A 25,972-nucleotide genomic window follows, 5' to 3' on the forward strand; every position below is an offset into this window, starting at 1 on the left:
CAAACCTAGTCCGACTGGCCCGGGATGACCAGCGATGCGCAGGAACCCCCACCCGGCCGGTTTGTCAATTGCAAACGCCCACCATGCGCGACAGCGATTGCCTGAACGACCGAAAGCCCCAATCCTGTCCCGCCGGTCGCGCGTGAGCGCGACGGCTCTCCGCGGAGGAACGGTTTGGGGTCCCGCGCACAAATATCCGGGGGAAAGCCCGGACCACGATCGAGGACCCGCAGCCTGGCCTCACCGCTTTCTACCGCCAGTTCAAACCGCAACCTGCCGCCACCCGCCGCATAGTGACAGGCATTCTCAATCAACGCCAGAAGGGCCTGCCGGATGCGTTGCGCGTCGACCGATGCGACATGCCCCGCAAGCGAGCGTTCCACCGTCATGCCGTGAGCGTCCAGCATCGGACGCGCAGATGCAACCACCGCATTAATCAGCGCGGCCAGATCAGTTTTCTCTCTCTGCACCACCAGTTGCTGATCGATCGCCAGCGACAGCGTCCTGAGATCCTCAACAATCCGCGACAGGCCTTCGGCCTGCAGAAGCAGGCTGGCGAGCGCCTTTTTCTCCATCGGGAAGACATCGTCGACCATGCCCTGCAGGGTTCCCTGCAAGATTGTCAGCGGCGTGCGCAATTCATGCGCAACAGCCATTGTGTTAAAGCGCAGCCGCTGCTCCATGGTCTCCAGACTGGTTGCAAGCGCGTTGAAACTCTCGATCAGGCTTTTTACCTCGCGCGTGCCGCGATGCGACCGCAGCATGCGGACCGAAAAATCGCCGCCCTCCAGAACCTGTGCCACCCGGGTCAATTGTTCAAGCGGTCGGGCGATTTTCCGGGCCAGGTAAATTCCAATCGCGCTGCAGATCAATGCCGACAGCAGTCCCGACACCAGCACCGACATATAAAGATGCCAATCCAGTGGCTCCGAAAACCCGTTGAGCTGATCAAACAGAGCCTGCAGCGCCTTCGTGTCAGGGACGATGCCCGCATTCATGTCGCGATAAGCGGATGCGGCGTCCGCGGGCAATTGCCGTAAAAGTCCCGCCTCAAGATAGGCCGAATACCAGTTGACGCCCAGATAGGCCAAACCGACACTGAGCAGCAGCATAGCCGTGATAATCAACGCGGTCAGCGTTGCAAGTGAGAGCGTGGGTATCCTCATCTGGGTTCACAAAACCTATAGCCGACACCGCGTACCGCGCAGAAAAAGCCCACCTGACCCAGTTCCTCGACCTTGCGCCGGAGATTGGAAATATGGGTATCGACGGTGCGTGCCAGTGCTTCACTCTCCGGCAGACAGGCATCCAAAAGATCCGCCCTTTCAAAGGCATGGGTCGGTCGGCGGATCATATAAGCGAGGATGCGGAACTCACTTAAAGTCAGCTGTAAAGCAACCCTGCCTTTCCCTTGATGGACAAAGGCCGTATAGGCTTTGAAATCCACCTCGAAATTGCCAAACCGCCGTATGGTCTGATCCAGCTCTCCCTGGCTCCGGCGCAACACCGCCTTGACCCGCGCCACAACCTCCTGCGGATTGAAAGGTTTGACAATATAGTCGTCGGCACCCAGCCTGAGCCCGCTCAAGCGATCGAGATCCTCAGCCAGAGCGGTTACCATGATCACCGGCGTGTTATGGGATTGCCGCAAACGGCCCAGCACGGAAAACCCGTCCAGCTTCGGTAGGCGGACATCGAGCAAGACAATGTCGGGTGACAGAAACGCATGATGCTGCAGGGCGGTTTCGCCATCGCCGGCCCGAACCGTGCGATAGCCCTCGCGTTCGAGATAGGCACTGAGAATATGGGCAATGTCCGGCTCGTCCTCAACGATCAGAACAAGACTGTTCTCCATTCTCAGATCCCCCATATCCCGCGACAACCATCGAAAACCCCAGTTCGCGTCAGACTTATGGCCCAGAAACCATCCGCCCGCAATTTGTCGGCAGACGTTTTCCCGTCGCTTACAGGCTGTGGCGGTCGCGTTCGACAAAGCGCGGATGCATTCTCCATCGTTTCTTGACAATGAGCAGTCAGATCGGGCCGTGTCCATTTTCAAGGCCGGTTCCATGCAAGACGCAGCGTCACACGCCCCTTCCCCCTCCGATCGGATCCTCCAGGATGGCCCATCAACAGTCTGGGCAAACCAGGTCCTTACGATCCTTCTGCTATCCAGTTTTATTTTTATCCTGTTTCCTGCCTTCGATCTGGCTGTCAGTCGCTTTTTTGCGCGTGGGCACGCATTTCCTCTGTCGGATCACAGCCTGCTGCTCGCCATAAGGGATTGTCACAGACGGGCGACTATCTACCTGCTTTCAAGCATGGTCGGTTTCACATTTCTCTATGCAATCCACCCGCACCGGTTCCGCCATCTGCCGCCCCACAAGATTTTGTTTGTGTTGCTGACCTTCCTGCTCGGACCGTTTTTAACCGTCCAGGCGCTCAAGAATTTTATCGGACGCGCGCGACCGCGCAGCCTGATCGAATTTGGCGGATCGGCTGAGTTCACGCCGCTGTGGCAGGTTGCCGGCCAGTGCAATCGCAACTGCTCGTTTCCATCCGGGGAAGCAGCAACCGCTGCCGCAAGCTTGGCGGTGATTGTGTTCGTTCCGAAAAAATGGCGGCGTTCTGCCCTGACGATGATGCTGCCCGTCGCCTGCTTCACCGCCTTCAATCGGGTGATGTTTGGAGCGCATTTTCTATCCGACGTGGTCATCGCCTGGGGCCTGATGCTCTGCCTGATGATCTGGCTCTGGCAACGGATTGCCGCCTATGCCAAGAGGATCGATGCGGCGGTTGCAAATCTCGGCCGCAAATTTCACCGCTGATCGTCCGGGGGGCGTGATATCGTCAAGGCGCGCCCCAAAAACCCGTCGCCGCCGGCATGCCGAGGTCAACTGCTTGGCGCCGGCGCCAGCCCTGTTTCCACGCCGTTTCTTGCGTGCCCCACGCCCACCAGTCGACCAAACAAGCGCTGGGCTCACGCATTACAGTGTCTTATGCCCTTTGGGATAAGCCAGCACCCATATCAGAAAATTCAGCGCGTATCCCAGTTCCACGCCTCGACCTGTCGTTGTCTCCGCACGACCTTGGACGAAATCAATCCAGATATCCTCGTACTTCAGCATCACATGCTCGAGCGGAAACACTACCTTAAAGACAGCTTCCTTGGCGCGAAACAGCAGCCTGTCCATCAGGGCCCCGTCAGCGCCTTGCGGGGTTTTATCATCTGTGGGCCTGACAAGAGCGCGGATTTCCTCAGGCAATCTTAAAGCCGGCTCCACATCGACGCCCAGCGCCCGATAATCCGCCGACCTGCCAATGGCTGCGACACGACTTGCTTATCATGGCCAGAGATCCGACAACGTTATCGGGCCAGATCGGCGCACCCGACGGTGAGCCCGATCACGGCATCCTGCCACCGACAAGCGCGTATCCCCGGCTCAACCCGGCGATAGCCGAGCGAAACGCCATCCCGACAGAGCTGTGCCAAATCGTCGGTCATCACACTTTGCAACCGAAGATGGCAATCATCTCACCATCCGCGTCAATGCCTTGCTCAACAAAGCCCGCTTTCGCGTATAATTGGCGTGCGGCAAGGTTTTCAGGCTCATAGCAGATGCTGACCTGGTTTACGGCTGCAATCGATTTGATTTCCGTCAGAAAAGCCTCAATCGCAGCAAAACCATAACCTCGGCCCTGGTAGCGCCGGTCGATCATCAACCGGTAAAGCTGTGCGGTGGCCGGTTCACTGCTTGCATCATACATTAAGAACCCGACCAGATTGCCGTCAACAAGAATGGCCCTGGGCCTTGCATCGGGATCCTCGTCGGCTTCCAGGAGCGAGTCCTGATTGGAGGCGACCAGATCGTGCTGCCCCGCTGCCAGTTGAAGGGCCACGACCCGCGAACGGATCGCCTCGGTCACCGCGACAAGTTCAACATGGATCGGGGTGTGCGGCGGCTTTGTCATCGTCAGCCCTTCTGCGCCGCAGGCGCTCTTGTGCCCCTCTGATAAAGCCTGCCTGCATGGCTCACATCGGCGAGCACCACACCCTGCGGATCAACCGGCACCACAAACCGGTTCAGCTTGGCCGGATTGCCCCGCCATACCGAGTAGGGTTCGAGCACTTCGCCCTTCATGACAAAGGAATCCACATCGACGATCGAGCCTTCCCCCATGACCACGCCATAATGAATGAATGCCGATGGCCCCAATGTGCAGCCGCTGCCAATGGTGATGAAATCCGATTTGAACGCGCCTTCTTCAAGCGAATGCGGCTGAATGACCGATCCCTCGTTCAGCGTGGCATCATCACCGATGATCACCAGCGATCGTTCGGTGAGATTTGCGCCGCCATCATAGACGCGCTTGCCTACTTTCACACCCAGCATCCGCAGGATCATCGGGCGGAACGGCGTGCCGGGAAAAAGCCGCGTAATCGGCGAATCCGACAATTTCCAATGCCGCTCATGACACCAGAACGCAGCATCATAAATGGTGGTCATGCGTGGCTTGAGCCCTTTGAAGCCCAAGGACAAACGCTCGATCAGGATATAGAATGGAATGGCGATCGCCGAGGTCAAAAAGACCGCGACAAACAAAGCCTTATGCGTCCAGGCATCATAGTAGTTGAGCGCGCGGTCCCAAATTGCAATCGTCGCAAACAGCATCAGCCACTGCGCGGCGAGGAACATCAGACCGGTGCGCAGATTGTGGACGTTCTTGCGCCGCAGCCGCGCCAGACGATCAGTCTCGTCAATACTGGCTATCAGTTCCTTGTCGCGATTGACAATGCGCGGGATTTCAAACGATGGCGATCCCAGCAGCCCGACATTCTCGCGCAGGCGCCCGTCAATCGGCACCATGACCTTGGTGCCCAAAAGACAATTATCACCAGTTTTTCCGTCGGGCGGATAAAAGATGTTGTTGCCGAAATAATTGCGTTCCCCAATGCGCGTGTGCTCCAGCCTGAAGGTGGCGGCGGACTTGTGCATATTGATCATGAACAACCCGTCCGAGACCATGGTCCTCGAGCCGATCTCGCAGAGCAGCGGATTTTCCTGCTGCTGATTGGTTCCGAAATTCGATCCCGTCTGTACCACCTCATTGAGGTTCCAGCCAAGCGCGCGCATATAGGGAACGATCGCCGAGCTGTCGCCAAACAACAGATTGAGGAGCCGCGAATTGCTGCTCAGTTCCACCAGGGATTGGAGCCAGTAATGGAAGCCGTACAATGTGTAGGTCCGGTTGGCTTTAAGGAAAAGTCGAACAATGCGCGGCACAGCAACCGCCGCAAGCAATGAAACGGCGATTGCGCCCAATAGCGTGACCGTGGTGCCGATCGCGACAATGCCGATCGTCTCCTGATAATCATCGCTCACATTCTGCCAGTAACTGTGAAAAAGCAGCGGAAACGGCGTGACAAGCGTGAACAGGCCGATGAGCTGCAGAAGTTCAAAAATGACCCGACGGGTCTTTGACAGCGTGATGCTGCGTATCTTGCAGTAATCAGCCGTCGTTTGCGCCGCAGGCGACCCATGCCAATGCTCGCCATCGGGAATGAACTGGCCGCGCTGCAGGGACGATGCGTGTCCGAGCTGCGCGCCATCGCCAATCCCGGTGTCAATATCGAGCGTCGAGCCAACACCGACAAAGGCATCCCTGCCAATGATCACCGACCCGGTATGGATATAGCCACTCTCCGCGCGATAGCCCAGAATATTGCTCTCCCGCCGCAGAATGGAGTTTTCGCCGATCGAAATCAGGTCGGTACACACCGGGATCGCCCGACATTCAATAGCGGTGTTGCGACCAAGCTTGGCGCCCAGCAGACGCAGATAGAGGCTGTAAAGCGGATTGCCCCGGAACAGCACAACAGGTGCCGTCCGTATCAATGTCTGGACAACCCAGAAACGATAATAGCGAAGCCCCCAGATCGGAAAGCGCTCTTGTTTCCAGCGACCAATCAGCAGCCATTTGGCGAGGATCGCAAAGCCGGTCATTCCAAAAAAGCTGGCGCCTGCCAGAACAACGCAGCGCAGATAAAGCTGCACGGGCTCGTCGAGCTTCAGATAGACCCAGTCCAACCCCTTGTCGAAGAACATCAGGCCGACATAGCTGTAGAGCGCGTAGAAAGCCAGCTGCGCGGCACCACACGCCCAATAGGCCAGATTGGAAGCTTTATGGGTCAGGCTCTGTTCGGTGACCGACGCGACCGTGTGCTGGGGCACCAGGAGATGCCGTGCGAGTCCGCTGATTGTCGGATGCAGATAAATATCGCGCATCGACGCCATTTCCCAACCCTGAGCGGTCCGCAAACGTGCGCAAAAGCGGGCCATCAAAAGCGAGTTGGCACCCAGATCGTCAAAGAAATGATCGTCAACCGAAACCACATCGAGATTAAGAATCTGCGCCAGCACCTCTGCCATAAAGCGTTCGTCGTCATTGTTAGGCGCCACCAACTCCCGCTCGGCCGACAGCCGCACATTGGTCGGCTTGGGCAATTGCCGCAGATCCGCCTTGTTTGATACGGTCATCGGGATCGCAGCGAGCTTTTCCAGATAGGCCGGAACCATATAGGATGGCAGTCGCCGTTTCAGCTCCCGTACAATATCCGCGCGTTCAATCGGCGCCATCCCGGATTTGGGCGCATAATAGGCAACCAGCTCCACACGACCCGGCTCCACTTCCCAAGTGGTGACGGCGGCCTGGGCGATCGCCGGTTCATCCAGAAGCACCGCTTCGATTTCACCAAGCTCAATACGGTAACCACGGATCTTGACCTGTGTATCGATGCGACCGTGATACTCGATCTCGCCCGCCGCATTGATACGGCCCAGATCACCGGTGCGGTAGATCCGACCGGACGGATTGTTCGGCAGACCAATGAAATCGGGAATGAATTTCAGATCGGTCAAATCTGGCCGGTTGAGATAACCCACCGCAAGTCCGATGCCGGCGATGCCGATTTCACCCAGTTCATCGGGATCGCTGAGCCTCGCCTCATTCGGATCAAGGATGACAATGGAATAGGTCGGCAAAGGCACGCCAATCGTCACCGGCTTTTCCGGCGTCAACACACCCATGGTCGCAGTCACCGTCGCCTCTGTCGGGCCATAGGTATTGAGCAAAAGACGTCCGTGCTTGCTCCAGCGCGCAACAAGGTTGAGCGGACAAGCTTCACCGCCCACCATCAAAAGCCGAAGCCCGGGCACATCACTCTCGATCGAGGACAGCAAGGTCGGGCTGCAGGCCATGCAATTGATCGCATTGTCGCGCAGAAAATCGGCGAGTTCCTCACCAACAAACGTCAGCGGTCCCGGCGCGGGTATGACGGTCGCGCCGGCCACAAACGGCACCCAATATTCCTCGGCCGAGAAATCAAAGGCGATCGTCATGCCGTGATAAACGCGGTCACTTGCCTGATAGCCATAGGCAGCGGCGGCGACGCGGAGGAAGTTGCAGAAGCTCTGATGCCGGATGGCGACGCCTTTTGGCCGACCAGTCGTCCCCGATGTGTAGAGAATATAGCAGATCTCGTCGGGATTTTCGGTTCTCCCCGCAGTCTCCAACCTCGCGTTTGATTGCGCGGCAATGGCCGCGGCGCAATCGTCCATTAAAACATGCGGCACCGGCATTTTCTCAACTCGCTCGACATAGGCGCGCAGGGAAATCACCAGTTTGACATTGGCATCCTCGATGATCAGCGCCATCCGGTCTTCCGGAAACGCTGTCGCAAGCGGAACATAGGCCGCGCCAACCTTCATCACTGCCAAAAGCGTGATATAGGTTTCCGCTGAGCGGTCGAGCAACAGACCAATGCGGTCACCGGGCGCAACGCCACGCTGCTTGAGCAGACGCGCGAACTGATTGGAGCGTTCGTCGAGATCCTGATAGGTCAGGCTTTCACCGCCCGAAATGACCGCGACGGCGGAGCGGTATTGATCCGCCAGCTCCTCAAAGAAAATATCAAGTCGTTCGCCGGCCTGGCCAGATCCCGGGAAATCCGCGCCACGAAGGACCTGTTCGCCCCCCTCTCCGAAGCGCTGGCTCTGTGGTCGGAAGCCGCTCTGCGGCGTTGCAGGCCTATGTGGCCCCGGCGCAGTCAACTGGGCGCATTCATTTTCATTCTCGGTCGCTGAAACCTTATCCATTCCAGCGCCCTGACTACCGTGGCTCATTCTTTACACTCACCAAAAAAGGTCGCGCTTCGCCGGCATGTGTACGCGTTAGGTGAGAAACCTGACTATCAAGCAGGGATTATCTATCGTCGGACTGTGCACAGCGGTTGATCTGACCGCTTTCGGACTAGGCAACTAGCAAATTATAAAAATAAGAAAGTGACATTGTGTTGACTAAAAAATTGGTTCGGCAATTGTTGCAGATTAGTGGGCCACTTGAAAGCCTTTTATCCTCTATCCTCAGAAATCAGCACCCTGCCGGCCAAGTGCATGCACCCCTCGCCACCCGTTTCCTTTCCACGCACGGCAGATATCCGCCGTGCAGGGGAGATAAGCTGCGGGCTTGAAAACCACAGCAAATTCGTTCTCTACACGTGTTCCTCGTTGCTTTCGTCTCCAATGTCATCGGCTCTAGGACGAGCCATTCACCCCATACAGCATTTTCTGACAAGAATTTTGTGAACCTGGGCTGGGGTCCACCCGCTTCCACCCTGTTTCATCTGGCGCTGGCAGTCCTTGTGTTTTGCCGCTTGCCTCCCAACCGCGCGCCACAACCCGACCACAGTATTGATATCGAACTGGTTGAGCCGCCCGTCCATAAGCCCGGCAAACCCAAGCCGGAGGATGCGCCGAAGTCTCAACTGCAGGTCTTTGAAAGCGCCGGCCAAGATGTTAGGGAGATGGAACCCACGCAATCGCCGCCCACGCCAATACAGGCGATCGACAATGAGGCCAACCCAACAAAAGCCGACAATATCCACCGGCGCGATCCGCGAGATTGGATCTGCTAACCCTCAGTTTAGCGTATGATTGATAACCCCATCGATCCCGTCGGCCGCACGCAGCAAAAACTGCGCGACTTTGCGCGCACTATCGGAATCCAACTCCATATGAACCCGCCCTGTCTCCATGTCTTCCGGAAAATCAAACTCCAGAAGGATTTTTCCCTTGTATTCAAGGATCGCTTTCAAACATTCGACGCCAATCAGTTCTTCAATCTTCAATGTAAAAATTCCTTTCAAAAAAACGCAAAAGAAATGATTCTGCTTACAGTGTAAATCATCACTACCGTTCCACCAGCGATGTTGCGCCAGCTTTGCAGCCAATGGATGCAACGCCAATGCGTCCCTGGCCCCGTCGCAGCGACCGAACGGCAGTGGATCGAAAAGCCGCAATGACAAAAAACTCGATCCCCTCACCCTCCCATGCGATAGGCACTGCCATCGGCGCCATTCCAGCCGAGCTCAGGCTGCGCGCATTCTCGAACAGCTGAAGAATTTTCGATTGCGGCCCATTCTCACGTCAGCCGGTTCCCTTCTTGGTTGAACGGATTTGCCCCCATGCAACGCCATGGTCGGTCCTCCCATTCGGAGGGGAAGAGGAGATAGGACAGCCTTGCCCCCGCGCACAAACGCGCGTTCCTAGCAAGTGGGCAATCAATTTTCCGAAATAGGAGCATGACCTGCCCGGAAAGCGCGCGGTCGACCGACAAAATCCGCACGAAGCACGTGCCAGCAAGCCTGCCAAAAAGAGCCTTGTTGATCATCAGCGGCACGCTATGTCAGTTTTCTGCAACCGTCGGCAAGGGTGCATCCCGGCTCATCGCGTGATCCAGCACGCGCTGCAGATTGGCGGCATGGCGGAAATTGGGCTCCAATCCCACACCATCGGCAACGGCGCGGGCAAAGCGCTGATAATTGGTCTCGACCGGTTCCGCCTCTATTGCGCGCCAAGATGGAATTTCAATATCCGCGCCGATCGAGCCGCACAGGCTTGAACCGATCGGCGTGTGAACGACTTCCAGGGCCCCCTTGTCTCCATGAATGCGCAGACGCAATTCATTGAGATGCCCGGTCGCCCAGCGACTGGCATGAATCACACCGAGCGCGCCATTGGCATATTCCGCCATCATAACGAAGCTGTCATTGGCATCCAGCACATATTCGCCGATATGGTCATTCTCCGCCTTGGTAAAAGTCTTGAGCCGCGCGGAGGCGCGTTCGACGTCACTTCCGATCGCATAGGACGCAAAATCAAGAATATGGATGCCCACGTCACCTAGCACGCCATTGGAGCCATGCCGGCTCGAAAGCCGCCAGAGCCATTTGCTTTCCGACTTCCAGTCGCCCCATGTCTTGGAGACCAGCCAGCTTTGCAGATAGGAGGCTTCAAAATGGCGGATCTGACCGATCTCGCCCGCCATCACAAGCTGTCGCGCCTTCTGCAACGGCGCCACGTTGCGATAGGTCAGATTGACCATATTCACGATAGAGGCCTGTTCGGCTGCCTCGGCCATTTCCACGGCCTTCTGATAGCTTTCCGCCAGCGGCTTCTCGCAGAAAATATGCTTGCCCGCTCCGGTCAGCGCCAAAGAGGTTGGGTGGTGAATGGCATCGGGCGTCACATTGGCGACCGCGTCAAAGCGGCCCCAGTCAATCGCATCCTCAAGCCGGGTGAAACGATTATGAATGCCGTGATTCTCCGAGAAAGCATCGACACGCTCCGCCGACACATCGCAGGCCGCAACGACTTCAACGCCATCGATCGCCGAAAAGGCCTCGACATGGTTTTTCGCCATGCCGCCGGTTCCAAGAATGAGAAGACGCATGCTTCACCTCAACGATAACCGGCTTCGCCCGGCTTGTGCAGTTTGGGCCCGCGCTCGACGATCGGCTCCAGCGCCTGTTCGATCGCGACATTGGGCGCGGTGTGAATGGCTGTGAAAGCAGGCTGCGGATTATAGGCCCATTTGACCGCATTGCGCAGCACAAGACTGACATTATCATCATGATAGGTCGGGTAGGTCTCATGCCCGGGACGGAAATAAAATACATTGCCCGCTCCACGACGCCAGGTCATGCCGGAGCGAAATACCTCGCCACCTGCGAACCAGGAAATGAACACTGTCTCCAGCGGTTCGGGAACCGAAAACTGTTCGCCATACATTTCCTCGTTTTCCAGCACGAAGTTCTCGCCAAGCCCCTGGGCGATCGGATGGCCCTTATTGACCACCCATACCCGTTCGCGCTCACCGGCTTCCCGCCACTTCAGCGCGCAGGGTGTCCCCATCAGTCGCTTGAAGATTTTCGAGAAATGTCCTGAATGCAGCACAATCAGTCCCATGCCTTCAAAAACCCGCCGGGCCACGCGTTCCACCACATCGTCCCTGACACCGCCATGGTCCTTATGGCCCCACCAGACCAGGACATCTGTTTGAGCAAGCCGCTCTTCACTCAGACCATGGTCCACCTCCTGCAATGTGGCTGTCGAGGCCGCAATCGCGCTGTCTGCATTCAACGCCGCAGCGATCGTGTGATGCATCCCTTCGGGATAGAGTTGACGCACGGTTTCATTGACCTGCTCGTGTATATTCTCGCCCCAGACGATCGTCCGTATTGACACGTGATTTCTCCTTGGATTGCGACGCCATCGCCGCTGTTTCGTTTCGGTTCGGGAGAAGACTTCAAACAGGAAAACCCAATCGCGCCGCGTATTGTTCCTGAATTTCTTCATTTTTGTGTTCATAGGCTTTGGCAAGTGCACGCCCATCCTTATCAAACCGATGCATCTGCGCAGTCATCGGCTTTCTCAATAAAGACGCTCCGGGGGCATTCACTGTGAAACGCCGCTTTCACGGACCACAACCGGCTCATCGAGCCCCAGATCAACATACACATAGAAGGTCGCCCGGCTGATCCCGTGCCTGCGAATCCTTCAGCACAGGGCCGTCCAGCTTCCTGCTCTTTCAATATTCCAATGATCTGTTCTTCCGTGAACCGGGACCGCTTCATTCCCTCCATGATAGCGCCTCGTCTTTTTCAGTTCGCTATATTTGACCAGCGCCAGAAGGCAGAACGCATTGCCACCCAGTTTGATCTCGTCCTGGGTATCCACCAGTACCGCAAGCCTGACGTCCTGATGTTCAACCCGTCTGATCAGCCGCTCGGTGAGGGAGCCAAGACCGCGCTCGATCGCTTCTCCCAGCACCTTATCGCCGGTAACCTCATACGCCCCACTCATCGCGTAGAGAGAACTGGCACGGCGAAGGCTATTATAGCCATTGATCGGGCGATCAAAACACGGATACCAGCCATAGTTGGACCGACCGTTTTCATTGACCTCCGACGCAAGATAGAGACTGCCCCGCATGATCAATCCATCCAGATCATCGCGATCAAGCGCCTCAATGACCCGGCGTCCACTGTTGCGGCCTGCCTGCTCAAGCGGGTAAATTGCCGCCCCCCCCCCCGCTTCGACAAAAATCCTGCTGGTGGTGAAACGGTAGATCCTGGCTTCTTCTGCGGGCGTGACAGGAAGCGATGCGCCTGCTTTTATGAGATAGTGATTGATCTTATCGAGGCTGACATCGGCATTGCTGTGCTGCCTATCGCTATTAAGTAGTGAATTGGCATTGATTTCCACTTCAAGCAAGGCTGTGGAAAATTCAGCGTCAAAAGCGATCCAGTCACGGAAATAATTGCGCTTGCTCGCCGCAATTTGCGCTTTCAATTCACGCCAATAAAGCGCGGTCGCCTGGTGGACCCAGTCAGTCCGAAGCCATTTAACGACAGACACCCCGTTTTTGATAGATGATCTTCCGCCTCTTTAAGAAGCGCCGACCAACAGGCTTCAATGCTTGCGGCGTAAGCCTTCACTGTAACAGCACGCGCGCTGCCATCACTGATCGACAGAAACAGACAATAGCCGTTCTCGACACTAGTGAATGGTCGTGCCTGAACGAGAACCTGCGGCAGCACACGCTGCGCCAATGCACTGAAACTTTCCTGCATGCTCCCTCCAGTCCCTAGCCCAATCTGGCCCATCCTGGTGCGCTCTGCGATCGACGATGGCACGGGTCTGTCAGAAGCTTGCCGCTTTTTTGCGGTCTCTGCATTTTTCTCTGCCTGCAAACAACGACCGGATCACAGCGGTTAAAGAATTCCGCCACCACGGTGTTCGGCGAACGGTCCCAGAAGACACAATGGGTACGCTTAATCGATAAGGACGCTCATCGCTGTAGACGCACAGAACCGAGATCTGGCGGCGGCAACTTCGCTTTGTTCTCCACAATTCTCGTTTGATCTCAAAAACGCAAGCAACGCGAACCGAGGCAGAACCCATCACCCCATGCCAGGCGCCATATCCTGCACCTTGCCTGCAGAATCATTGCCTTTCAACCCAAAAGCCCGGCCAGAAGCTCGGATTGGCCGTAAAGCGGCCATCGCCGCCGATCCCTTCGCCTTAATCGCGCCAGCAGATGCATCGAACCTCTCTTGCCTTTGCCCGCTCAGATCAGCGCTGACAGAACGAAATCCTTGTGAGCAGAACCTCCGATTGCGGGCCCACCACGTCAATAGCCCATCAGCATTTAGCAACAGCACTGCAACATCGAGATCGATACCGAGGGTCTCTTGTCCCGTTCAAACCTGGACATCGATTTGCCTTCCATCATGCTCCACGCGTCGCCCGGTGCACTGGCGGCCGTCAAATCCGGCAATCTGCCAGCTGCGACATCACAACCGCTGTGGCGCGTGTGTTTGTGCAAAACAACAGTGTTGATTGCCAAGGCTCAAAGACTTATGAAAACCGCAAACCTGCAACAATCACGCGGTGCGCAGTCTTTTCGCGCCCCTTCAAATAGAGCGTCGAGATCACAATGACCCTTTACATGGATTACCTGGCTGAGATCAAAAGCAGACAACCGCAAGGTCTTGATCCAAAGCCGATCGATGATGGCGGGCTCGTCGCGGAAATCATCGCTCTGATCGAAGACACCAAAAATCCGCGCCGCGCCGATGCCCTGAAATTCTTCATCTACAATACGCTGCCAGGAACCACGGCCGCCGCCGCAGTCAAGGCGGCGTTTCTCAAACAGATCATTCAGGGTGAGAAGAACGTCGCGGAGATTTCTCCGGACTTCGCGCTTGTACTCCTGTCCCACATGAAGGGCGGCCCGTCGATCCGCGTATTGCTCGACGTCGCTCTGGGCGATGATGCCGCCCTGGCCTTCAAGGCCGGCGAAGTTCTCAAGACACAGGTCTTCCTTTACGACGCCGACATGTTCCGCCTGCGTGATGCCTTCCAAGCCGGCAATGTCATTGCAAAGGACGTCCTTGAAAGCTACGCGAAAGCAGAGTTCTTCACCAAGCTCCCCGAAGTGGAGGACGAAATCAAGGTGGTGACATTCATCGCCGCCGAAGGTGATATTTCAACCGATCTGCTTTCGCCCGGCAACCAGGCCCATTCGCGCGCGGATCGCCAGTTGCACGGCCAATGCATGATCACCCCTGAAGCGCAGCAGGAAATCGTCGCGCTTCAGAAGCAGCATCCCGACAAGCGCGTGATGATGATCGCGGAAAAGGGAACCATGGGCGTCGGCTCATCGCGCATGTCCGGCGTCAACAATGTCGCCCTTTGGACCGGCAAACAGGCAAGTCCTTACGTGCCCTTCGTCAATTTTGCACCGATCGTCGCCGGCACCAACGGCATTTCGCCGATTTTCGCGACCACCGTCGATGTGACGGGCGGGATCGGCATCAATCTGAAAAACTGGACCAAGAAGACCGGTGATGACGGAAAGCCGATCCTCAATAATGACGGCAATCCGATCCTGGAGCAGCAATTCTCGGTCGAAACCGGAACGGTGCTGAAGATCAATGTCAAAGCCAAGCAGCTCTGCGACGAGCAAGGCAATGTTCTGGTGGACGTCGCTGCGGCCTTCACACCGCAAAAAATGGAGTTCATGAAGGCCGGCAGTTCCTACGCCATCGTGTTTGGCAAGAAGCTCCAGACATTTGCCGCAGAAACCCTCGGCGTCGACGTCATTCCGGTCTTTGCTGCCAATAAGGAAATCACGATTGAAGGTCAGGGCCTGACTGCCGTTGAAAAGATCTTCAACCGCAATGCGGTCGGTGTGACGCCGGGCAAGATCCTGCATGCCGGCTCCGACGTTCGCGTTAAGGTCAATATTGTTGGCTCGCAGGACACAACCGGCCTGATGACCGCACAGGAACTCGAGGCCATGGCGGCGACCGTGATCTCGCCACTGGTGGACGGCGCCTACCAGTCAGGCTGCCACACCGCTTCGGTCTGGGACAAGAAAGCCCAGGCCAATATCCCCAAGCTGATGAGCTTCATGAACAATTTCGGGCTCATCACTGCCCGCGATCCAAAAGGCGTCTATCATTCCATGACCGACGTCATCCATAAGGTTCTCAACGATATTACCGTCGATGACTGGGCAATCATCATTGGGGGTGACAGCCATACCCGTATGTCGAAAGGCGTGGCCTTTGGCGCGGATTCAGGCACCGTCGCGCTGGCGCTGGCCACCGGTGAAGCCACGATGCCGATTCCGCAATCCGTCAAGGTCACGTTCAAAGGCAGCATGCAGCCGCATATGGACTTCCGTGACGTCGTTCACGCAACCCAGGCGCAGATGCTCAAGCAGTGCGGTGACAACGTCTTCCAGGGCCGGATTATCGAAGTCCATATCGGTACATTGCTTGCCGATCAGGCTTTCACCTTCACCGACTGGACAGCCGAAATGAAGGCCAAGGCATCGATCTGCATCTCTGAAGACGAGACGCTGATCCAGTCACTGGAAATCGCCAAGTCCCGCATCAAGATCATGATCGAAAAAGGCATGGAAAACGCAGCCGGAACGCTGCGCGGCCTGATCGCCAAGGCGGATGCGCGCATTGCCGAAATCCGTTCGGGCGAAAAACCTGCTTTGGCACCCGATGCCAATGCCCGTTATTTCGCTGAGGTGGTGGTCGATCTCGATCTGATCGATGAACCGATGATCGCCGATCCCGACGTCAACAATGCCGATGTCTCCAAACGCTACACCCATGACACCATTCGTCCGGTATCCTATTATGGCGGTACCAAAAAGGTGGATCTTGGCTTCGTCGGTTCGTGCATGGTGCATAAGGGCGACATGAAGATCGTTGCGCAGATGCTCAAAAATATTGAGAAAAACCAGGGCAAGGTGTCGTTCAAGGCCCCGCTTGTCGTCGCCGCACCGACCTATAACATCATTGACGAACTGAAAGCAGAAGGTGACTGGGAGATCCTCCAGCGCTATTCAGGCTTTGAATTCGACGATCTCAAGCCAAAGAATGCCGCGCGCACCGAATATGAGAATATTCTCTATCTCGAGCGTCCAGGCTGCAATCTTTGCATGGGCAATCAGGAGAAGGCCGAGAAGGGTGATACCGTTCTTGCGACATCAACCCGCCTGTTTCAGGGCCGCGTTGTTGAAGATTCTGCCGACAAAAAGGGCGAGTCGCTGCTTGCTTCGACCCCTGTCGTGGTGCTCTCGGCCATTCTCGGTCGCACCCCAAGCGCCGAGGAATATAAAGCAGCTGTCGAAGGCATCGACCTGACAAAGTTCGCGCCGCCAAAGACCGCTCCCCTCGACGCCCTGTCGGTTCACTACTAAGCGCGCCGCGCCGTCTTATCTTTCCTCTCACGCCGCGCCCGGTCCTCTGCAATCGGGCGCGGCGCAGTCGTTGCGATGACGCTTTTGCTGGCACGCGATTTGCTGGGCGGACAGAATCCGGTCTGCTGATCCGCGATTGACCTGCCGCCTGGTTGTTCCGCCTCTCCGCTCTACAGCAATCTCCAATCGGCAGAGCAGGAGCAGCCCTGCGTTAGAGCCAACCCCGCAAGGCGACACCGCAACGGCAGTGTGCCACAGCGCGCGCGGCTGCCCGCCCCCTGGTAACATTTGTTTCAGCACACGCTTTATCCTTGGGTTTGAGCGCCGCTGTCCATTCGCGACAGCGCAGGAGGTCACGCAGGGTTGCGCAACAGCCCTCACGCAATTTTGTGTCGCGCCAAGGCCATTTTTGAGAAAAAGCCAAAAGCTCTGCCCGCAACGCATTGCAGTTTATTGCCGGATCAGTATAGGTAGGCCTTTGATCAATGCCGTGCGCGCGACGATGGCAAAGGAACAATGACGGTTCTGCAGTCCCCCAGCTTCGCGCGCCTGGAGGAGTGTTATGAGAGAAATTTCCATCCGCGCCATTATCCAGACAGGCTCGTGCCGACATGGATAAAAGCTCTTTTTCGAGCCGGCAAACCACCTTGCCCTTGCAGGCCATCAATCTCAAGAATGTGCAAATATCCTTCGCTCTCGCCAATGGCGAGCGCTTCGACGCCGTCGCGCAAAGCAATCTGCAGGTTGCCGAAAATGAATTTGTCGCCATCGTCGGCCCGACCGGCTGTGGCAAGTCAACCCTGCTCAACGCGGTCGCAGGTCTCTTGGTGCCGGCAAGCGGGAGCGTGGAAATCGAAGGCCAGCCGCTGCGCGGTCTTAATCGCAAGGCCGGCTATCTGTTTCAACAAGACGCATTGATGCCATGGAAAACCGTGCTCGAAAATGTGGCGATTGGCCTCGAAGTTGCAGGCACGGCAAAAGCCGATGCCCGCGCGCAGGCCGAGCAATGGCTCAGCAAGGTCGGACTTGCAAACTTCGGAGATCGCTATCCGCACATGTTGTCGGGTGGCCAGCGCAAACGCGTGGGCCTGGCGCAGGTCCTGATCCGCAATCCAAAATATCTGTTGATGGATGAACCGTTCGGACCGCTCGATGCGCAGACCCGCGTCATCATGGGCGACCTTCTGCTGGATCTGTGGTCACAGGACAAAAAGGCGGTGATGTTCGTCACCCATGATCTTGAGGAAGCAATCGCGCTGGCCGATCGGGTGGTGATCATGTCTGCTGGTCCGCGTGCCCGTATCATGGCCGAATACATCATCCCGCTCAAGCGCCCGCGCGAGATTTCGGAAATTCGCCTGCACGACGCGTTCCATGACATCCATCGCGAGATCTGGAACGCACTGAAAGACGAAGTTCTTAAAGCCTATCAGCAGACAAGCGGAGCAAGTTCATGAAAAAGCCAGCCTTATTCCTGGCTCAGCTGAGCGTTGCGGTCGTCCTGCTGCTGGTCTGGCACCTGTTTACAGCAACCCATCTGTTGGGAAACCCCGCCAAAAGCCAGTTCTTCTTCTCAACACCCCTCGATGTCGCCGCGCGCATCTATAAATGGTTCGTCGAAGGCACCATCTGGTACCATCTCGGTATCACGCTTCTCGAAGCGATGCTGGCATTTTTTATCGGCTCGGCGGGCGGTGTGCTGATCGGTTTCTGGTTTGCACGCAAGCCGGTCCTGGCCGCAATATTTGACCCCTATGTGAAAGCCGCCAATTCACTGCCACGCGTGGTACTGGCGCCCATCTTTGCGCTGTGGCTCGGCCTCGGCATCTGGTCGAAGGTCGCGCTTGGTGTCTCGCTGGTTTTCTTCATTGTCTTCTTCAATGTCTATCAGGGCGTCAAGGAAGTGAACCAGACCGTCCTTTCGAACGCACGCATGCTCGGCATGAACGAACGTCAGCTGTTGCGCAATGTCTATTTGCCCTCCGCGCTGTCCTGGATGTTCTCCAGCCTGCACACAGCCGTCGGATTTGCCGTGGTCGGTGCCGTGGTCGGTGAATATCTCGGCTCCTCGGCAGGACTGGGCTATCTCATTCATCAGGCTGAAGGCGTGTTCGATGTCACCGGTGTCTTTGCTGGCATGTTCGTGCTGACGGCTTTTGTGTTGCTGATCGACTGGGTGGTTTCCCTGGTCGAGGAACGACTTCTCATCTGGCGTCCCAAGACCGCCAGCCCGAACGGCGCCTAAGCGCGCTCTCAAGCTATTTCAAGGAGGAAAGCCATGAATTTTACCCGCAGAGACGTGCTGCTCGGTGCAGCCGCGATGGGGATTGCCGGTGTTGCAGCACGTCTGCCCGCCTATGCGCAGGACGCGTCGGCAACCCCGGAAAAACCAGAACTGATGTTTGGTGTGGGTGGCAAGCCACTGTTTTACTACCTGCCGCTGACCATTGCCGAGCGCAAGGGCTTCTTCAAGGAGGAGGGGCTTTCGGTCACCGTCAATGATTTTGGCGGCGGTGCAAAATCACTGCAGGCTTTGATCGGTGGCTCGGTCGATGTCGTCACCGGGGCCTATGAACACACTATTCGCATGCAAAATCGCGGCCAGGATATCAAGGCGATCTGCGAACTCGGCCAGTTTCCCGGGATCTGCATCGCTGTGCGCAAGGACCTTGCAGGCGATATCAAAACCATTGCCGACCTCAAAGGACAAAATGTCGGGGTGACGGCACCAGGCTCTTCAACCTCACTGTTCCTGCAATATGCATTGATCAAGAACGGCCTGTCGGCCGATGACGCATCGATCATCGGTGTCGGCGGCGGCGCCAGTGCTGTGGCAGCCGTCAAAAAGGGCGAAATCGCTGCCCTTGTGCATCTCGATCCGGTCATCACCCGTCTCGAGGTCGACGGTGATATCGAGATCCTTCTCGATACCCGCACGGAACAAGGTACCCGCGCCTTGTTCGGTGGCACAAACCCTGCCGCCATCACCTATGTCCAGCAAAGCTTCATCGACGCCAACCCGATCACCACCCAGCGCGTTGTTAATGCCTTTGTCAAATCACTCAAATGGATACACCAGGCATCCGCTGATGATGTGGCTGATACGGTGCCGGAGGAATATCTGCTGGGTGACCGCGCTCTCTATAAGACCGGATTTGAGAAATCGCGTGCCATGTATTCCGAAAAAGGCATCATCGCCGCCGATGGTTTTGACAGCATGATGAACATGCTCAAGGCGCTGGATCCGGAACTGGCCAATTCGAAGATCACTTTCGCGCAGACCTTTGATCCGCGTTTTGCGCAAGCGGCCAAGACTTAACAGCCGCGTAACAGCATCCGTTGTTCCGGCAAGCCTTCATTGCCGGAACAGCTTCGCTGCGCCTTTGCTGGCGGAAAACGTCAAATCTGGAAGAATTGATCACCGCATCGAACCAATTGCTCCGGCACGCGTTTAAGACCGAGAATGCCGCGTGAAGGAAAATCAATTTGACGCAACACGAAGCAACGCAGAAGCGACAATTGCGACAGTCCCAGCCCTATTGGGAAACGACTCCGAGAATTACCCTGACCACGCGACAAAAACCCTCCCGCCGTCATTACGATGTCATCGTGGTCGGCGCCGGCATCAGTGGCGCGCTGATCGCCCAGGCAATGATGAACGGTAAAAGAAAAATCGCAATCTTTGACCGTCGCCAACCGGTGTTTGGCAGCACGATGGCCAGCACCGCGATGCTGCAGCATGAGATCGATGTTCCACTGTTCAAGCTCAAGAAGCTTTTGACAGCGAAAGCCGCCGAGCGCATCTGGCAACGCTCGACCGACAGTGTCGATGCCTTGATCAAGCTGACAGGAGAGCTTGATATAAATTGTAGCATGCAGCGCAAAAAGGCCCTCTATCTGGCCGGTGACGAGTATGGCGCACGCGCGCTCAAGGAAGAAGTCGAAGCGCGGCAGGCGATTGGCCTTCGTGCGGAACTTCTCGACGCCCACACATTGAAGCAACGCTTTGCGATCGAGCGGACGGCTGCGATTGAAAGCGATATGTCGGCCTCCGCCAATCCCGCCCAATTGACCGCAGGTTTGTTGCGGCACTGCGTGAAAGGCGGTATCGAAATCATTCGCGACACGGAAATCACCGATTTTCTCAGTCTCAACGATCAGGTCGCTCTCGCCACCGCGCAAGGCGCGGTGATAAGCGCCGGCGCTGTCGTGTTCTGCACCGGCTATCAATTCCTCAAAGCGCTGGCGCATAAGAATCATCAGATCATCTCGACCTGGGCGATCGCCGGTCAAAAGCAACAGTCCACACCCGCCTGGCTGCGTGATTATCTGGTCTGGGAGGCGTCCGATCCCTATCTTTATTTTCGCACGGCCAGCGATGGCAGACTGATCGCCGGTGGCGAGGATGAAGCCTCTGAGGACGCGTTTGAGGACCCACAAAAAGCCGCAAAGAAAAGCCAGACAATTGCCCGCAAAATCAGCCGGTTGATCGGCTGTGACGTCGGCAAGCCGGCTTATCAATGGTCGGCGGCCTTTGGCTCAACTCCCACCGGCACGCCGATGATCGGGGCCATTGAAGGCCATCCAAATGTCTATGCCGCGATGGGCTATGGCGGCAATGGCATCACATTCAGCAAGATTGCCGCCGAAATTCTCGCGAACACGCTCGACGGCAAGGAAGATCGCGACGCAGCACTCTTTGCCTTTCGATAGCTTCGTCTCCTCAGCGCCAGGAAGCTGAAGACAAGCCGCAGGTCGTCGTCGTGCCAAAACGCCTGACGGAACAAACCGCACTGCACGCGGTTATCATTCAAAGAGCCATTGCAACCGCCTGCCTCGTCTGATCGACGGTTGCCAGAACATACAACGGCAGGCGCAATCGCCTTAAGAAAGGCGCTGCCTGGCGTAGCGATCTTTTAACCGGAGCAGGAGAAATACATGACGTCGCACCACACCGATCCCCTCACCCAGGATGAAGACATCAAATTCCTGGCTGAAAACTCCGATCTGTCGCCGCTTCAGGCCAAGGCGCTGATCGAAAAATTTGGCCGTGACCGCGAAAAATTGTTGGAGGAAGCCAAGCGGTTCAAGGCGGAAAGCTGACGCGCCCACCCTTTTCAGCGCGCTCTCACCTGGCATCCGCAAGGCCCGGTGGGTTTCCGTGTCACCATGGAGCATGGCTCAATGAGGATGGGTAACCGGTCCAACCCCCGTGACTCAGATCTCATTTCTTGACAGAACATTAGCCTCAACGGTCATTGGCACCGGTTTACCGACCCACATGGCGCAACCATTTCAAGGCGATCCGCTCATCCTGATCAAGCAATGGCGCTACAACACGCAGACGGGAGGCCGCTTGCACCATTGCTGTCAGTTGATCCTGCTCCCATTGCTCAAAAACCAACGGATGAATATAGGAGCGTCGGCAGACAGCGCGTGTATTGCAAAGCCGTTGCGCAATCCTGTCGATTTCCGCATTCAACGCCCGTTTCGACGCTGCCGCACCTTCGGGACGCGGCAAGGCTGACAATCCCTTCACAGCCGAGGCCGTCGCTGCCCAGGTCCGAAAATGCTTTGAAGTGAAGTCGGCCTGCGTCGCATCCCGAAGATAGTCATTGATATCCTGCGAGGTGATGGCATGGCGCTGTCCCGCATCATCGAGATACTGGAACAGCTGCTGACCGGGTAGTTCCTGCAGCGAGCGGATGATCGTGGCGATCCGTCGGTCGGAAATTCGCAGGTTCCAGTCCTTTCCCGATTTGCCTTTAAAAATCAGCCGCAAGTCGTTGCCATCATTTTTCAGATGACGGTTGCGCAGGGTCGTCACGCCAAAGCTCTTGTTGGAGCGCGCATAGTCGGGGCTGCCGACGCGCACAAGCAACCGGTCCATCAGCCAGACAATCGTCGCAATCACTTTTTCACGACACAACGAGCGCCGTCGCATATCGGCCTCGATCTGTCTTCGCAAGCTGCTCAGCACGGCTGCGAAGGCACCGAGACTGGAGAATTTCGTCTCTCCCTGCATCGCTGACCATTCGCAATGATAGCGATATTGCTTGCGTCCGCGCAGATCCCTGCCGGTCGCCTGAATATGGCCGTTGGGATGCGGGCAGATCCAGACATTCTCCCAGGCGGGCGGAATGGCCAACGCCTTGATGCGCTCAATGTCCCTGGGCGAGACTTTGCCTGCGCCAACGCCCTTGTAACGGAAACCCGTACCGCAGCGCAGTCGTCGAATGCCGGGCTCACTGTCGCTGACATAATGCAGGTCGCGCTCCAGCACCGGTGCGGGCTCTGCAGCAGAAGCGTTTAATCGGTCAAGCAAGTGGCACCTCGTATAGTTAGCGCAGCAAAAGCCTGCAGCCATTAACGCAGAGCGCCCGGTCGGGTTCCCAATTGCCCCGGCCTGCGGAACCAAGCCCCGCTTGAGGCGTTCCATCGTCTAACCAGGCCTGCAACCGAAAAGGATCAAACGGTGCCCAGTGCTTTTTGGAAAGGCTACCTCAAACTCTCGCTCGTCACCTGTGCCGTTGAGCTGCGACCGGCCACCAGTGAAGCCGAACGCGTGCGCTTTCATACGCTCAATGAAAAGACTGGAAATCGGGTGATCAGTCGTTATGTCGATCAGCAGAGCCAGAAGCCGGTGCGCGATCAGAATCAGGCGAAAGGGTTTGAGAAAGCGGAAGGTGGCTACATCATTCTGGAGGACGAGGAGCTTGAAGCGGTCGCACTTGAAAGCACACGAACAATTGATATCGACAGATTCGTCCCCCGCGACAGTATCGGCTGGATCTGGTATGACAAGCCACATTTTCTGACGCCCGCCGATAAAATTGGTGCGGAAGCTTTTGCGGTCATCCGCGAGGCAATGGCGAGCTCCAGCGTCTCCGGTCTGGCGCGTCTGGTAATGTATCGCCGCGAGCGTGCCGTTCTGCTCGAGCCGCGCGACAAAGGCATTGTGCTCTGGACACTGCGCTACGGCGACGAAGTGCGCGATGAGAAAGACTATTTCAGCAAGGTCGAGGCGGGTAAGCCCGAAAAGAAAATGCTGACAATGGTGCGCAGCCTCATCAAGCAGAAGACTGAAGACTGGAACGAGGAACTGCTGAGCGATCCGGTGCAGAAAAACCTCAAACGGATGATTGCCGCCAAGAAAAAGAAATCCAAGCCCCGCGCCGAGAACAAGCGGCAGACCAAGGCCTCAGGCGGCGGTAATGTGATTGATATCATGGAAGCGCTGCGTAAAAGTCTCGAGAAGGACCGCAAGGCATAGGCAATAGGCATAACTGTGACCGCAAGTCCTGTCGCGGAGCGAGCGTTGTAAAAAGGCCCATCTGTCGTTCGCAACCTCGCTTTATCGGGATATGCTTCCCCCTCGCTTGGCTTGATGTTCCCGGCTGCAGCTGTCGCAAAATACCACCAACAGGCCCCCGGTGCGATGACGGGCGGAACCTGTGTGGTGCGAGATGCTCTCAGCAGCCAATGCGCGCTGTTGCCCGTTTCATGCGCATTTCGTCAGCAAGAATGGACAGGATTTCTCTGTCGTGATTTCCGGATCTCATTGCGAAAGCCTTTCGCCGAGCGCCTTGATACAGGTCCGCACTGTAAATCAACCGCATCCTTGACCACCCCCCTGCTGGCTGCAAGAACAGTTTTATATTATATATCCCTTTATTATTACTTTCAAAAACACTCGTGAATAAAATCGCTATAAATTGCTGTTTTCGCACACCCCGCGCGTTGTTATAAGCACGTCAATCGACACTTTAATACAATCTTAACTATACTCTATATTAATAAGCATTACAATAATGCTTTCTGTGTGATAATATTTATATTTCTACTGTCTAATATTGCGGCCTCTACTTTAAAATTGGACCTGCATGTAACTCGCAATGAAACGTGAATTTCTCAGACATGCGACTGTGGTCAATCGGAACAATCCCGGCTCAGGCGATCATCCTAGAGGTTTGAATGTCAGTTAACCCCCTCCTCCGACTGCGCGCTCGGCTGTTGTGTTCTGCAGCTGTTGGCATTCTCACCCCATTGGTGGCAAGCATGCCTGCGATGGCACAACCAGAAATCACCTATACCGGCTCGGTGACACCCACACCACCGCCCGGTACCACCGATTGGGATTTCTCATCCAGTCAGACCCTCGTCGTTGGATTTCAGACTGCGGGATCACTGAGCATCACAGGCGGTGCCAAAGGCACAGGCGATACGGTCCATGTTGGCGATCAGGGCCTCTTTGGCTCCGCAGATCTCTTGGTGGACGGAACCGGCTCCAGTCTGCAGATCGCCGACCTGCGCATTGGCAACGAAAATAACAGCACTGGCACAGTGACGATCAGCAATGGCGGTGAGATCAATCTCAATTCCGTCGATCCTTTCTCTGTTACCGTCGGCGCATATTCAAATACGACAGCCGATCTGATTGTCTCCGGCGCCGGATCTTCGCTGACTGCCAACCAACGCATCATCATTGGTGGCGATGGCACCGGCAATCTGACAATTGCTGACGGCGGACAGGTGACCGGTTACCAGCTTTATCTTGGCAACGGGACCTCGGGCACCGGCCATGTGACGATCTCCGGTCAGGGTTCTGCCTGGAATGGACAGCATGGCATCTGGGTTGGACAATTCGGTAACGGCAGCCTGGACCTTTATGATGGTGGCGCCATCAACGATAACTCACTGGAAATCGCTTACAAGGCCGGCACCACGGGTATCGTCAATGTCGGCGGCGCCGCTGGGGCGCCGGCCAGGGCCGGCGGAATCCTCAATGTCGGAACCATTGAATTCAATCGCGATGGCGGCGGCAGCACCGGGATTCTCAATTTCAATACGACCGACACCGTTGCCGTCCACGCCGACATCAAGGGCACGGGCACAATTAATCAGATCGCCGGAACGACGGTCATCAGTGGCAACGGCGATGGTTTTACCGGCACCACCAATATTACCGGGGGCGTGCTGCAACTTGGCGACGGCGGCACCAGTGGCAGCCTCGCGGGCGCTATCAGCACCGGTACAGACGCAGCGCATGCCGGCACCCTGGCTTTCAATCGTGCCGATGACGTCTCCGTTTCAAACCTTGTCTCTGGCGCAGGGGCTGTCAGACAAATGGGCACCGGCACCACCACGCTCGTGCAGGACAATAATTACGCTGGAGGCACCTGGATCACCGCGGGGACCTTGTCGGTGACCTCCGACGCCAAGCTCGGTCTTGCAACAGGCGCAGTCACGCTCGATGGCGGCACCTTGCAGGTAACCGGTAACGCCTTTACCAGCACCAGCCGTGCGATCAGCCTTGGCGATCATGGCGGCGGCTTTGATATTG

At 56.5% G+C, this 25,972-nt stretch carries 20 protein-coding genes and 1 pseudogene; 10 read left to right on the forward strand and 11 right to left on the reverse strand.

Annotated features, from left to right (window positions below; genetic code table 11):
- Nucleotides 1-5 precede the first annotated feature (5 nt).
- Complete coding sequence (locus QBD00_RS22025) at nt 6-1,166, reverse strand: ATP-binding protein (RefSeq protein ID WP_318580541.1); 1,161 nt, start codon at nt 1,164-1,166, stop codon at nt 6-8.
- Nucleotides 1,163-1,855: a response regulator gene (locus tag QBD00_RS22030; protein ID WP_151095217.1), complete on the reverse strand. Its 693-nt coding sequence runs from the start codon at nt 1,853-1,855 to the stop codon at nt 1,163-1,165. The genes QBD00_RS22025 and QBD00_RS22030 overlap by 4 nt, the downstream gene beginning before the upstream one ends.
- A gap of 190 nt (nt 1,856-2,045) precedes the next feature.
- Here QBD00_RS22030 and QBD00_RS22035 point away from each other — a divergent pair, with 190 nt between their 5' ends.
- Complete coding sequence (locus QBD00_RS22035; RefSeq protein ID WP_191793909.1) at nt 2,046-2,828, forward strand: phosphatase PAP2 family protein; 783 nt, start codon at nt 2,046-2,048, stop codon at nt 2,826-2,828.
- Nucleotides 2,829-2,987: 159 nt separating this feature from the next.
- Here the strand turns inward: QBD00_RS22035 and QBD00_RS22040 are convergent, their stop codons facing one another.
- The 3 genes from QBD00_RS22040 to QBD00_RS22050 form a co-directional block, all read right to left on the reverse strand.
- Nucleotides 2,988-3,266 carry a hypothetical protein gene (locus QBD00_RS22040; RefSeq protein ID WP_151095213.1) on the reverse strand — a complete coding sequence of 93 codons (279 nt, stop codon included), beginning with the start codon at nt 3,264-3,266 and terminating at the stop codon, nt 2,988-2,990.
- A gap of 238 nt (nt 3,267-3,504) precedes the next feature.
- Complete coding sequence (locus QBD00_RS22045; protein ID WP_318580542.1) at nt 3,505-3,972, reverse strand: GNAT family N-acetyltransferase; 468 nt, start codon at nt 3,970-3,972, stop codon at nt 3,505-3,507.
- Between the two features lie 2 nt (nt 3,973-3,974).
- The gene (locus tag QBD00_RS22050) at nt 3,975-8,183 is read right to left on the reverse strand and encodes a Pls/PosA family non-ribosomal peptide synthetase (RefSeq protein ID WP_318580543.1); all 4,209 of its coding nucleotides are present in this window, start codon (nt 8,181-8,183) and stop codon (nt 3,975-3,977) included.
- Nucleotides 8,184-8,557: 374 nt separating this feature from the next.
- Between QBD00_RS22050 and QBD00_RS22055 the strand changes: the two genes are divergently transcribed.
- Nucleotides 8,558-8,974 (forward strand): hypothetical protein, encoded by a 417-nt coding sequence (locus QBD00_RS22055; protein ID WP_191793907.1) that lies wholly within the window; start codon nt 8,558-8,560, stop codon nt 8,972-8,974.
- Between the two features lie 3 nt (nt 8,975-8,977).
- Here QBD00_RS22055 and QBD00_RS22060 read toward each other — a convergent pair whose 3' ends face one another.
- The 5 genes and pseudogenes from QBD00_RS22060 to QBD00_RS22080 form a co-directional block, all read right to left on the reverse strand.
- Complete coding sequence (locus QBD00_RS22060; protein ID WP_151095205.1) at nt 8,978-9,364, reverse strand: hypothetical protein; 387 nt, start codon at nt 9,362-9,364, stop codon at nt 8,978-8,980.
- A gap of 380 nt (nt 9,365-9,744) precedes the next feature.
- On the reverse strand, nt 9,745-10,791 hold the full coding sequence (locus tag QBD00_RS22065) for a Gfo/Idh/MocA family protein (RefSeq protein ID WP_151095203.1): 1,047 nt from the start codon (nt 10,789-10,791) through the stop codon (nt 9,745-9,747).
- A gap of 8 nt (nt 10,792-10,799) precedes the next feature.
- On the reverse strand, nt 10,800-11,585 hold the full coding sequence (locus tag QBD00_RS22070) for a ThuA domain-containing protein (RefSeq protein ID WP_151095201.1): 786 nt from the start codon (nt 11,583-11,585) through the stop codon (nt 10,800-10,802).
- 273 nt (nt 11,586-11,858) lie between these two features.
- Nucleotides 11,859-11,974, reverse strand: a pseudogene (locus QBD00_RS23675) (transposase); the annotation flags it as partial.
- A gap of 714 nt (nt 11,975-12,688) precedes the next feature.
- Complete coding sequence (locus QBD00_RS22080; protein WP_318580545.1) at nt 12,689-12,973, reverse strand: hypothetical protein; 285 nt, start codon at nt 12,971-12,973, stop codon at nt 12,689-12,691.
- 866 nt (nt 12,974-13,839) lie between these two features.
- On the opposite strand from QBD00_RS22080, the gene QBD00_RS22085 reads away from it, so the two are divergent.
- The 6 genes from QBD00_RS22085 to QBD00_RS22110 all read left to right on the forward strand — a co-directional run bounded on the left by QBD00_RS22085 (nt 13,840) and on the right by QBD00_RS22110 (nt 21,732).
- Nucleotides 13,840-16,629: a bifunctional aconitate hydratase 2/2-methylisocitrate dehydratase gene (locus tag QBD00_RS22085; protein WP_318580546.1), complete on the forward strand. Its 2,790-nt coding sequence runs from the start codon at nt 13,840-13,842 to the stop codon at nt 16,627-16,629.
- A 611-nt stretch (nt 16,630-17,240) separates the two neighbouring features.
- Nucleotides 17,241-18,086 (forward strand): ABC transporter ATP-binding protein, encoded by an 846-nt coding sequence (locus tag QBD00_RS22090; protein WP_318580547.1) that lies wholly within the window; start codon nt 17,241-17,243, stop codon nt 18,084-18,086.
- Nucleotides 18,083-18,874: an ABC transporter permease gene (locus QBD00_RS22095; RefSeq protein ID WP_318580548.1), complete on the forward strand. Its 792-nt coding sequence runs from the start codon at nt 18,083-18,085 to the stop codon at nt 18,872-18,874. The genes QBD00_RS22090 and QBD00_RS22095 overlap by 4 nt, the downstream gene beginning before the upstream one ends.
- A gap of 33 nt (nt 18,875-18,907) precedes the next feature.
- Nucleotides 18,908-19,948 carry an ABC transporter substrate-binding protein gene (locus QBD00_RS22100; protein WP_318580549.1) on the forward strand — a complete coding sequence of 347 codons (1,041 nt, stop codon included), beginning with the start codon at nt 18,908-18,910 and terminating at the stop codon, nt 19,946-19,948.
- A gap of 167 nt (nt 19,949-20,115) precedes the next feature.
- On the forward strand, nt 20,116-21,342 hold the full coding sequence (locus QBD00_RS22105) for an FAD-dependent oxidoreductase (protein ID WP_318580550.1): 1,227 nt from the start codon (nt 20,116-20,118) through the stop codon (nt 21,340-21,342).
- A 225-nt stretch (nt 21,343-21,567) separates the two neighbouring features.
- The gene (locus QBD00_RS22110) at nt 21,568-21,732 is read left to right on the forward strand and encodes a hypothetical protein (RefSeq protein WP_167377076.1); all 165 of its coding nucleotides are present in this window, start codon (nt 21,568-21,570) and stop codon (nt 21,730-21,732) included.
- Nucleotides 21,733-21,898: 166 nt separating this feature from the next.
- On the opposite strand, the gene QBD00_RS22115 is transcribed toward QBD00_RS22110, so the two are convergent.
- A complete protein-coding gene (locus QBD00_RS22115) occupies nt 21,899-22,954 on the reverse strand; it encodes a DNA topoisomerase IB (protein WP_151095182.1) in 1,056 nt (351 codons plus the stop codon).
- 150 nt (nt 22,955-23,104) lie between these two features.
- Between QBD00_RS22115 and QBD00_RS22120 the strand changes: the two genes are divergently transcribed.
- Together QBD00_RS22120 and QBD00_RS22125 are read left to right on the forward strand one after the other, a co-directional pair.
- Complete coding sequence (locus tag QBD00_RS22120; RefSeq protein ID WP_151095180.1) at nt 23,105-23,902, forward strand: Ku protein; 798 nt, start codon at nt 23,105-23,107, stop codon at nt 23,900-23,902.
- A 701-nt stretch (nt 23,903-24,603) separates the two neighbouring features.
- A partial coding sequence (locus QBD00_RS22125; protein ID WP_412535057.1) for a beta strand repeat-containing protein occupies nt 24,604-25,972 on the forward strand: 1,369 nt, incomplete at its 3' end.

The sequence above is a fragment of the Ochrobactrum sp. AN78 genome (assembly GCF_029909885.1).
GTDB classification, from domain to species: Bacteria; Pseudomonadota; Alphaproteobacteria; order Rhizobiales; family Rhizobiaceae; genus Brucella; species Brucella quorumnocens.

Excerpts from the sequence above, each read along its gene's own strand:
- QBD00_RS22025 (WP_318580541.1), bottom strand. The coding sequence starts at position 1,166 with ATGAGGATACCCACGCTCTCACTTGCAACGCTGACCGCGTTGATTATC.
- QBD00_RS22030 (WP_151095217.1), bottom strand. The coding sequence starts at position 1,855 with ATGGAGAACAGTCTTGTTCTGATCGTTGAGGACGAGCCGGACATTGCC.
- QBD00_RS22045 (WP_318580542.1), bottom strand. The coding sequence starts at position 3,972 with ATGACAAAGCCGCCGCACACCCCGATCCATGTTGAACTTGTCGCGGTG.
- QBD00_RS22050 (WP_318580543.1), bottom strand. The coding sequence starts at position 8,183 with ATGAGCCACGGTAGTCAGGGCGCTGGAATGGATAAGGTTTCAGCGACC.
- QBD00_RS22065 (WP_151095203.1), bottom strand. The coding sequence starts at position 10,791 with ATGCGTCTTCTCATTCTTGGAACCGGCGGCATGGCGAAAAACCATGTC.
- QBD00_RS22080 (WP_318580545.1), bottom strand. The coding sequence starts at position 12,973 with ATGCAGGAAAGTTTCAGTGCATTGGCGCAGCGTGTGCTGCCGCAGGTT.
- QBD00_RS22085 (WP_318580546.1), top strand. The coding sequence starts at position 13,840 with ATGACCCTTTACATGGATTACCTGGCTGAGATCAAAAGCAGACAACCG.
- QBD00_RS22090 (WP_318580547.1), top strand. The coding sequence starts at position 17,241 with ATGGATAAAAGCTCTTTTTCGAGCCGGCAAACCACCTTGCCCTTGCAG.
- QBD00_RS22095 (WP_318580548.1), top strand. The coding sequence starts at position 18,083 with ATGAAAAAGCCAGCCTTATTCCTGGCTCAGCTGAGCGTTGCGGTCGTC.
- QBD00_RS22100 (WP_318580549.1), top strand. The coding sequence starts at position 18,908 with ATGAATTTTACCCGCAGAGACGTGCTGCTCGGTGCAGCCGCGATGGGG.
- QBD00_RS22110 (WP_167377076.1), top strand. The coding sequence starts at position 21,568 with ATGACGTCGCACCACACCGATCCCCTCACCCAGGATGAAGACATCAAA.